The following is an 8,592-nucleotide window of genomic DNA, read 5'->3' on the forward strand; positions in this document are numbered from 1 at the left end:
GACCACCGGCAACCCCAACGCGGACAAGCTGGTGCCGGAAGGCATCGAAGGCCGGGTGCCGTACAAGGGCTCGCTGGTGGCCATCGTGTACCAGATGGCCGGCGGCGTGCGGGCCAGCATGGGCTACTGCGGCTGCGCGACCATCGAAGACATGCGCTCGAAGGCGGAGTTCGTCCAGATCACGGCGGCCGGCATGCGTGAAAGCCATGTCCACGACGTGCAGATCACCAAGGAAGCGCCGAACTACCGGGCGGAGTGACGGTCGCGAGGGAGAAAAGGGCCAGAATCTTCTGGCCCTTTTTCATTCGCACTGATAAAATATGGCCATAGTCTCTCCAATTCAGGCCAGAACTCATGCAGACCGTCCCGATACACCAAGCCAAGAGCCAGCTTTCGGAGTTGATCCGGGCGGTGGAGCAGGGCGAAGAGGTCGTCCTCACCCGGCACGGCAAGCGTGTGATCCGGCTGATCAAGGAGCCGGAGACGGAGCAGCCGAGCATCGAAGCGCGCCGGCAGGCCATCGTGGCCGAATTGCAGGCGCTGCGCGCCAAGGTCGGCCAAGGCAACCCCGGCTTCCAGGAGCTCTGGGAAGAGCACAAGCGCGAGCTCGACGGCCGCGGCGAACCATGGACCGACCAGCCCAAGGCACCCGATGCTGGTCGTTGATGCATCGGCCTTCGCCAGCTGGGCCTTTCCGGACGAGGGCGGCGACAAGGTGTCGCAGGCGCTCATCCGGGTGATGACCGAGGAAGAGAGCGCCACGAGCGCGGCCATCTTCCCGCTCGAAGCGCTGCAAGCGGCCGGCAAGGCCCTGAGCCGCGGACGCTTCACACCCAGCGCCCACCAGCACGTGCTGAGGCTGCTGAGCCGCTTGCCGGTCTCGCTGGCCCCGACGCGGATCTCGCCGCTGGAATACTGGAACTGGTCCCAGTCGCTCCAGCTCACTCCCTCCGACGCCGCGTACCTCAAGGTCGCGGTCGACCTCAAAGCCCCTCTGGTCACCATGGACCGCGCCTTGCAGCGCGCCTGCCTGAAGATGGACCATCCCCTGATCACGGACCTGCCCTGACATGCAACACGACAAGATCCTCATCCTCGATTTCGGCTCCCAGGTCACGCAGCTGATCGCCCGCCGCGTGCGCGAGGCGCACGTCTATTCGGAAGTGCACCCGTGCGACGTCAGCGACGAATGGGTGCGCGAATACGCGCGCGACGGCCGGCTCAAGGGCGTGATCCTGTCTGGCAGCCACGCCAGCATCTACGAGGACACCACCGACAAGGCGCCGCAAGCCGTCTTCGAACTCGGGGTGCCGGTGCTGGGCATCTGCTACGGCATGCAGGCGATGGCGCACCAGCTCGGGGGCATGGTGGAAGGCGGCCACAAGCGCGAGTTCGGTTATGCGGCCGTGCGCGCGCGCGGTCACACCGAGCTGCTGCGCGAGATCGCCGACTACACCACGCCGGAAGGCCACGGCATGCTGAACGTGTGGATGTCGCATGGCGACAAGGTGGTGGAGATGCCGCCCGGCTTCAAGCTGATGGCGTCCACCGAAAGCTGCCCCATCGCCGGCATGGCCGACGAGACGCGGCGTTTCTACGGGATCCAGTTCCACGCGGAAGTCACGCACACCGTGCAGGGCAGGGCGATCCTCAACCGCTTCGTGCGCGACATCTGCAAGGCCAGGCCCGACTGGGTCATGCGCGACCACGTGCTGGAAGCGGTCGAGGCCATCCGCAAGCAGGTCGGCACCGAGGAGGTGATCCTGGGGCTTTCCGGCGGGGTGGATTCATCCGTCGCCGCGGCCTTGATCCACCGCGCGATCGGCGACCAGCTCACCTGCGTGTTCGTCGACCACGGGCTGCTGCGCCTGAACGAAGGCGACATGGTGATGGAGATGTTCGCCGGCCGGCTGCATGCCAAGGTGGTGCGGGTGGATGCCGCCAAGCTGTTCCTGGGCAAGCTGGCGGGCGTCAGCGACCCGGAAGCCAAGCGCAAGATCATCGGCCGCGAGTTCGTCGAGGTGTTCAAGGCCGAAGCGGCGGAGATCAAGAAGACGCACTCCCGGCATGTGGCCTGGCTGGCGCAAGGCACGATCTACCCGGACGTGATCGAGTCCGGTGGCGGCAAGAGCAAGAAAGCCGTGACCATCAAGAGCCACCACAACGTGGGTGGCCTGCCGGAGCAACTGGGGCTCAAGCTGCTGGAGCCGCTGCGCGACCTGTTCAAGGACGAAGTGCGTGAGCTTGGCGTGGCCCTGGGCCTGCCGCCGGAGATGGTGTACCGTCATCCGTTCCCGGGCCCCGGCCTGGGGGTGCGGATCCTCGGCGAGGTGAAGAAGGAGTACGCCGACTTGCTGCGGCGCGCCGACGCCATCTTCATCGAGGAACTGCGCAATTTCCGTGACGAGTCCACCGGCCGGACCTGGTACGACCTCACCAGCCAGGCCTTCGCCGTGTTCCTGCCGGTCAAGAGCGTGGGCGTGATGGGCGACGGCCGCACCTATGACTACGTGGTGGCGCTGCGCGCCGTGCAGACCAGCGACTTCATGACGGCCGACTGGGCGGAACTGCCGTATGCGCTGCTGAAGAAGGTGTCGAGCCGCATCATCAACGAGGTGCGCGGTATCAATCGCGTCACCTATGACGTGAGCAGCAAGCCGCCGGCGACCATCGAGTGGGAGTGAACGGCGTGCCGGAGTACGACCTGTTCGGCGACGTGCTGCCGGCCGCCCCACCGGTGCGGCAACCGCGCACGGCGCCGGCCCAGCCCCGCCACACGTGGTTCTTCGCGCTGCGGCCAGGGGCTGCCGATGCCGCGCGGATCGACGCTGTCGCCGCGCGCCTGATGGCGCTGCACGGCGTGACCGGCAAGCGCACGGGCCCTGATCGCCTGCACGTCACCCTGGACCTGGTCGGCCATGACGACCTCGCCGCCGACACGCTGGCCGCGGCCAGCGCCGCGGCCGATGCCGTGCGCCTGCCCGCCTTCGATGCCCGCTTCGACGCGGCCATGACCTTCGATGCGCCCAGCGGGCCTTTCGTGCTGCTGGGTGGGGGCGGGCTGGATGCCGTGCGCGCGCTGCGCACCGCCCTGGGTTGCGCATTGGCGGACCAGGGCTTGAAGCTGCCGCTGCCCTACGAGCCGCACCTGACCCTGGGCTACGACCCGCGGCACCGCGTGGCGCGCACACCGATCGAGCCGCTGGCATTCCGCTGCACCGGCTTCTCGCTGGTCAGGAGCCATATCGGCTTGTCGCGGCACGAAGTGCTGCGCAGCTGGCCGCTGGGCGACTGACCGGCGCTCAACCCGCCTCGGCGATCCGCTTGGCCAGGTGCTCCAGCGCTTCCTGCACCTGGTCGACGAGGACCAGGCACAGGTCGCCTGGCGCCAGCCGCTCCAGCGCGTGGTCGATGGCGGCGAACTCACCGCGGATGTCCGTCACGTAGCGGGTGCGCGCGGCGCCTTCGAGGCCGCCGCGCAGCAGCGCCACCACTTCGCCGTCGGCGCGCCCGCGCTGCGCCGCGTCCTGGTACAGGATCACGTCGTCGAAGGCGCGGCCCAGGATTTCTGTCTGCTCCCGGATGTCGTCGTCGCGGCGGTCGCCGGCCCCGCTGATCACCACCGAGCGCCGCTTGGCCGGCATGGTCTCGACCGCCGCCACCAGCGCGCGCATGGCGTCGGGGTTGTGGCCGTAGTCGGCGATCAGCGTGGCGCCCCGGTACGCCATCACGTTGAAGCGGCCGGGTGCGTTGTGCGCGTCGTTGACGAAGCCCGCCAGTCCGCGCCGGACCGCGTCCCAGCCGAGGCCGGACGCCCAGGCCGCGCCGACGGCGGCCATCACGTTCTCCACCTGGAAGCCGATGCGGCCGCCGCGCGTCAGCGGGATGTCGCGCAGCGGCAGGTTTTCGCGCCAGGCGGCCTCGCTGGCCACCACGTGGTCGCCGTCGACGAAGACGCACCGGCCGCCTTGCGCCCGGTGCGTCGCCAGCACCGGGTGGTGGCAGTCGGCGGCGAAGAAGATCACCTTGCCCGGGCAGACCGACGCCATGGCGGCCACGATGGCGTCGGCGGCGTTGAGGACGGCCCAGCCGGTGGCGGCGACGTTCTGCACGATGACGCGCTTGAGCACCGCGAGGTCTTCGACCGTGGTGATGTAGTTCAGGCCCAGATGGTCACCGGCCCCGATGTTGGTGACGACGGCCGTGCTGCAGCGGTCGAAGCCCAGGCCTTCGCGCAGCATGCCGCCGCGCGCGGTCTCGAACACGGCGGCGTCGACTTCGGGGTGCAGCAGCACGTTGCGGGCGCTGCGCGGGCCGCTGCAGTCGCCGCTGTCGGTCTGGCGGCCGGCCACGTGGACGCCGTCGGTGTTGGTCATGCCCACGCGCAGCCCGGCGCTGGCGAACAGGTGCGCGACCAATCGCGTGACGGTGGTCTTGCCGTTGGTGCCGGTCACGGCCACGACGGGAATGCGGCCATCGTCGCCGGCGGCGAACAGGTCGCCGATCATCGCCTCGCCGACGTTGCGGCCCTTGCCGTAGGAAGGCGACAGGTGCATGCGCAGGCCGGGTGCGGCATTGACTTCGATCACCCCGCCGCCTTGTTCTTCCAGCGGCCGCAGCACGCTCTCGCAGACCACGTCGACCCCGCAGATGTGCAGGCCGACCATCTGGGCCGCCGCAACGGCGCGCGCCGCCACCTCCGGGTGGACGTCGTCCGTGACGTCGGAGGCGGTCCCGCCGGTGCTCAGGTTGGCGTTGTTGCGCAGCACGACGCGCCGGCCCTTGTCCGGCACCGCGTCGAGCGTGAGCCCCTGCACCTGCAGCCGCGCCACGGCGATGGCGTCGACCCGCATTTTCGTCAGCGGGGTGGCATGGCCGTCGCCGCGCCGCGGGTCGGCGTTGGCCTGGTCCACCAGCTGCTGCACGCTGTGCTGGCCATCGCCGATGACGTGCGGCGGATCGCGCAGCGCGGCCGCCACCAGCCGGTTGCCCACGACCAGCAGGCGGTAGTCGCAACCGGGCAGGAACTTCTCCACCATCACCTCGCCGTACTCGGCCGCGGCCTGGTAGGCGATGGCGAAGTGGTCGCGGCCGACGATGTTGACCGTCACGCCCTTGCCCTGGTTGCCGTCCTGGGGCTTGACCACCACCGGCAGGCCGATCTCCAGGGCGACTTGCCACGCCTGGTCGGCATCCGCGACCGGGCGGCCGATGGGCACCGGCACGCCGGCGGCGGCCAGCAGTTTCTTGGTCAGGTCCTTGTCCTGGGCGATGGCCTCCGACACCGCGCTGCTCGCATCGGTTTCGGCCGCCCAGATCCGGCGCTGCCGCGAGCCCCAGCCGAACTGGACCAGGCTGCCTTCGGTCAGGCGCCGGTAGGGAATGCCGCGCGCCACGGCGGCCGCCACGATGGAGCCGGTGCTGGGGCCCAGCCGGAGGTCTTCGTCCTTGGCGCGCAGCGCTGCCAGGGCGGCATCGAGTTCGAACGGCGTGTCGTCGATGGCGGCGCGCAGCAGCTGTTCGGCCAGCTCGAGCGCCATCCGGCCTACCGCTTCTTCGCTGTACTCCACGACCAGCTGGTGCACGCCGGGCTCCGGCGTCGCCGTGGTGCGGCTGAAGGTCACGGGGCAGCCCGCCTGGGCCTGCAGCGAGAGCGCTGCGTGTTCCAGCGCATGGGCCAGAGAACCATCGGCCTGGAGCACGCCAATGGCGGGGAAGCGCCGGCGCAGCCGTGCTTCGAAGCCGGGCATGGCCGCCATGGACAGTTCGGACGGCTCGCAGGCCACCACGGCCTCCACGGAGGTATGCCGGCTCCAGAGGTTGGGACCGCGCAGCGCGCGGATGCGGGAGACTTTCATCGGTGGCTCTTGTCGGTGTTGTTGCTGCGCGCGAGTTCGGTCTCGAAGGTGTCGACGCCGGCACCCATCAGGGCTGGCGCGACACCCAGGGCCCAGGCCGCCGCCAGGGCGGCGAGCACCGCTTGCCCCTGGTCCGGCGCCGCTGCCCAGTCTGGGAGTTCGACGGCATGCTGCGGCGCGCCAGGGCCGCGCAGCAGTTCGGCGGTGCGGCCGTTCAGGCAGACGGCACGGCCGCCGGCGGCCAGGTGCGTGGCCAGCGGGGCGGCCTGCCGGTCGGTGGCGTAGAAGATGACCTCGCCGTCGCACAGCGGCGCGAGCGCGGCCACCGCCGGGTCGGCCGCATGCAGCACGCCGGCGCCGTGGTCCAGCACCACGTCGAGCTGCGTGCGCAGCACCTTGTCCATCTGGCCCGGCTCGCGGATGTCGTGCCGTTCCAGCGTTTCGGCGCCGCCCAGGTCGGTCACGATGCCGACCTCGCAGCGGTCGTAGGCCAACCCGTCGTTCAGGATGGCCAGCGGGCCGTTCTCGATCACGGCGGCCTCGATGCGGCGGTTGATCAGCAGGCGCTGGCCGGCTTCCCAGTGGGCCGAGTCCGTCGCCTCGACGCGCCGGTTCTCCAGGAACAATCCGTCGCGGCAGGCCAGCCCGACCGGCGTGCCGCGCAGGTGCAGCAGCCAGGCGACCAGTCGCGCGACCACCTGGGTGTTGCGGGTGCCGGCCACGCCCACGATGGGGATCCGACCGCTTTCGTGATTGGCGAACAGGTGGTCCGTGATCGCCCGCCCCACCGGCTGCGGCATGCCGGCGGCTGGCTTGAGGTGCATCAGCAGGCCGGGACCGGCATTGACTTCGACGATGGCGCCGCCCTGTGCCTGCAGCGGCGTGGCGATGTCCTGCGCAACCACGTCGATGCCCGCGATGTCCAGTCCGACCACCTTGGCGGCCAGCACGGCCATCGCGGCCACCTCGGGGTGGACGTCGTGCGTGCAGTCGAAGGCGGTGTTGCCATTGCGCTGGACCAGCACCCGCCGTGCGGCGGCGGGAACGCTGTCGCCGTCCAGGCCCTGGCGCTGCAGCAGCAGGCGGATCGCCGGTTCCCGCTCCAGCCGGATGGTTTCCAGCGGCAGGTCTTCGGTTTCGCCGCGGCGCGGGTCGGTGTTGAGCTGGCTGTCGATCAGACCAGCGACGGTGCCGCGGCCGTCGCCGATGATCCACAGGCTTTCGCCGCGGGCCGCGGCCGCGAGCTTGCCGCCCACCACCAGCAGCCGGTGCTCGTTGCCGCGGACGTAACGTTCGACCAGCACTTCGCTGCCCTCGGCATCGGCGATGCCGAACGCGGCCTCGATTTCGGGCTGCTGCTCCAGTTCGAGCGAGACGCCGCGGCCGTGGTTGGCGTCGGAAGGCTTGACGACCACCGGCAGCCCGATGTCCCGGGCCGCCTCCCAGGCCTCGGCCGGCGAATGCACGACCCGCCCCTCGGGCACCGGGACACCGCAGGCGGCGAGCAGTTGCTTGGTGAGGTCCTTGTCGCGCGCGATGCCTTCACCGATGGCGCTGGTGCGATCGGTCTCGGCGGTCCAGATGCGGCGCTGGCGGGCGCCGTACCCCAGCTGCACGAGGTTGCCCGCGTTCAGCCGGATGTGCGGGATGCGGCGGTCGGTGGCCGCTTCGACGATCGCCGCCGTGCTCGGGCCGAGATAACAGTCGTCCAGCTGCGCGCGCACCGCGTCGACCGCCGGCCCGACCGCGAACGGTTCGTCGTGGATCGCCGCCAGCAGCAGCGCGTGGCCCTGTGCCAGCGCCACCCGCGCCACCTGTTCGTCGCGGGCCCGGAAGACCATGCGGTAGACCCCGCGCTGCGAAGTGCTTCGGGTCTGGCCGAAGCCGGTGGGCATGCCCGCCAGGTTCAGCAGTTCGATCACCACGTGCTCCAGGATGTGGCCGGCCCAGGTGCCGTCGCGCAACCGGGCGACGAATCCGCCCGGCTCGCCCACGCCGCAGTGGTGGTCCACCAGCTTGGGCAGCAGGACCAGCAGGCGGTCGGTGAGCCCGGGCAGCAGCTGGGAAGGGTGGTCCTCCAGCGCGCCGAGGGCGAGCCAGACCTCCAGCGCGGCGCGGTAGGTCCAGATGTTCGGCCCGCGCAGGTAGTTGATGCGGAGCAGCCGGATGTCGTACTTGGGTGTCATGGTGAAGGGGCGGGGCCCCGGAGCGGGAAGGAATTGTGCCTGCGGCGCGGCCAAGGCCTGCCACGATGGTGTGTTGCCGACGCCGCCGGCAGGCGCATGCGAGAGAATCGGCGGCCCGGCCGCTGTGGCCGGGTTTTCGATTGTTCATGTCGCATCCCACAGTCCTGCCCGCGGGCCCGGTCGCCGAATGGTTGCCGGACCTGTCTTCCCATCTCGCTGCCGGTGAGAACGTTCTGGCCATGCTGCCGGTTGACCTCGACCGGCAGTTGCGCTTCGCTTGCCGCGGCGGACTGGTGCTGACGGAGCTGCGCCTGCTGGCCGTCGACACGGCCGGGGAGGTCGCGCACTGGCCACTCGCGGCGCAGCACGGGCTGCGCCACCAAGACCATGCGGGCGTGTGCAGCATCGAGCTGGTGGACGCCAGCCGGCGGCTGGCGCAGTGGCGTTGCACGATGGCCCAGGCACCGGCGGCGCGGGCGCTGGCGGTCGCGTTCGAGCGGCTGCAGGCGCGCCGGGCCGGCCACGTCCATGCGCCGGACGACCAGGCG

7 protein-coding genes and 1 pseudogene are annotated in these 8,592 nt (G+C 70.4%); 6 read left to right on the top strand and 2 right to left on the bottom strand.

From position 1 onward, the window contains the following. The 5 genes from JWP65_RS06380 to JWP65_RS06400 form a co-directional block, all read left to right on the top strand. A partial coding sequence (locus JWP65_RS06380; protein WP_299761613.1) for an IMP dehydrogenase occupies positions 1 to 259 on the top strand: 259 nt, incomplete at its 5' end. A 95-nt stretch (positions 260 to 354) separates the two neighbouring features. Further along, positions 355 to 666 carry a type II toxin-antitoxin system Phd/YefM family antitoxin gene (locus JWP65_RS06385; RefSeq protein ID WP_299761616.1) on the top strand — a complete coding sequence of 104 codons (312 nt, stop codon included), beginning with the start codon at positions 355 to 357 and terminating at the stop codon, positions 664 to 666. Then, positions 653 to 1,069 carry a type II toxin-antitoxin system VapC family toxin gene (locus JWP65_RS06390; RefSeq protein WP_299761619.1) on the top strand — a complete coding sequence of 139 codons (417 nt, stop codon included), beginning with the start codon at positions 653 to 655 and terminating at the stop codon, positions 1,067 to 1,069. The genes JWP65_RS06385 and JWP65_RS06390 overlap by 14 nt, the downstream gene beginning before the upstream one ends. Position 1,070: 1 nt before the next feature. Further along, positions 1,071 to 2,684 (top strand): glutamine-hydrolyzing GMP synthase, encoded by a 1,614-nt coding sequence (gene guaA, locus JWP65_RS06395; RefSeq protein WP_299761622.1) that lies wholly within the window; start codon positions 1,071 to 1,073, stop codon positions 2,682 to 2,684. Further along, entirely contained in the window at positions 2,681 to 3,295 is a 615-nt protein-coding gene (locus JWP65_RS06400) for a 2'-5' RNA ligase family protein (RefSeq protein WP_299761625.1), read from the top strand. Before guaA ends, JWP65_RS06400 begins: the two co-directional genes overlap by 4 nt. Positions 3,296 to 3,302: 7 nt before the next feature. Here the strand turns inward: JWP65_RS06400 and cphA (JWP65_RS06405) are convergent, their stop codons facing one another. Both cphA (JWP65_RS06405) and cphA (JWP65_RS06410) read right to left on the bottom strand, forming a co-directional pair. Further along, entirely contained in the window at positions 3,303 to 5,858 is a 2,556-nt protein-coding gene (gene cphA / locus JWP65_RS06405; RefSeq protein WP_299761628.1) for a cyanophycin synthetase, read from the bottom strand. Further along, entirely contained in the window at positions 5,855 to 8,044 is a 2,190-nt protein-coding gene (gene cphA, locus JWP65_RS06410) for a cyanophycin synthetase (protein ID WP_299761630.1), read from the bottom strand. The genes cphA (JWP65_RS06405) and cphA (JWP65_RS06410) overlap by 4 nt, the downstream gene beginning before the upstream one ends. A gap of 239 nt (positions 8,045 to 8,283) precedes the next feature. Between cphA (JWP65_RS06410) and JWP65_RS06415 the strand changes: the two are divergent. Continuing rightward, a pseudogene (locus JWP65_RS06415) lies at positions 8,284 to 8,592 on the top strand (ABC transporter); the annotation flags it as partial.

Origin of the sequence: Ramlibacter sp. (genome assembly GCF_028292805.1) — a bacterium.
Lineage (GTDB): Bacteria > Pseudomonadota > Gammaproteobacteria > Burkholderiales > Burkholderiaceae_C > Ramlibacter.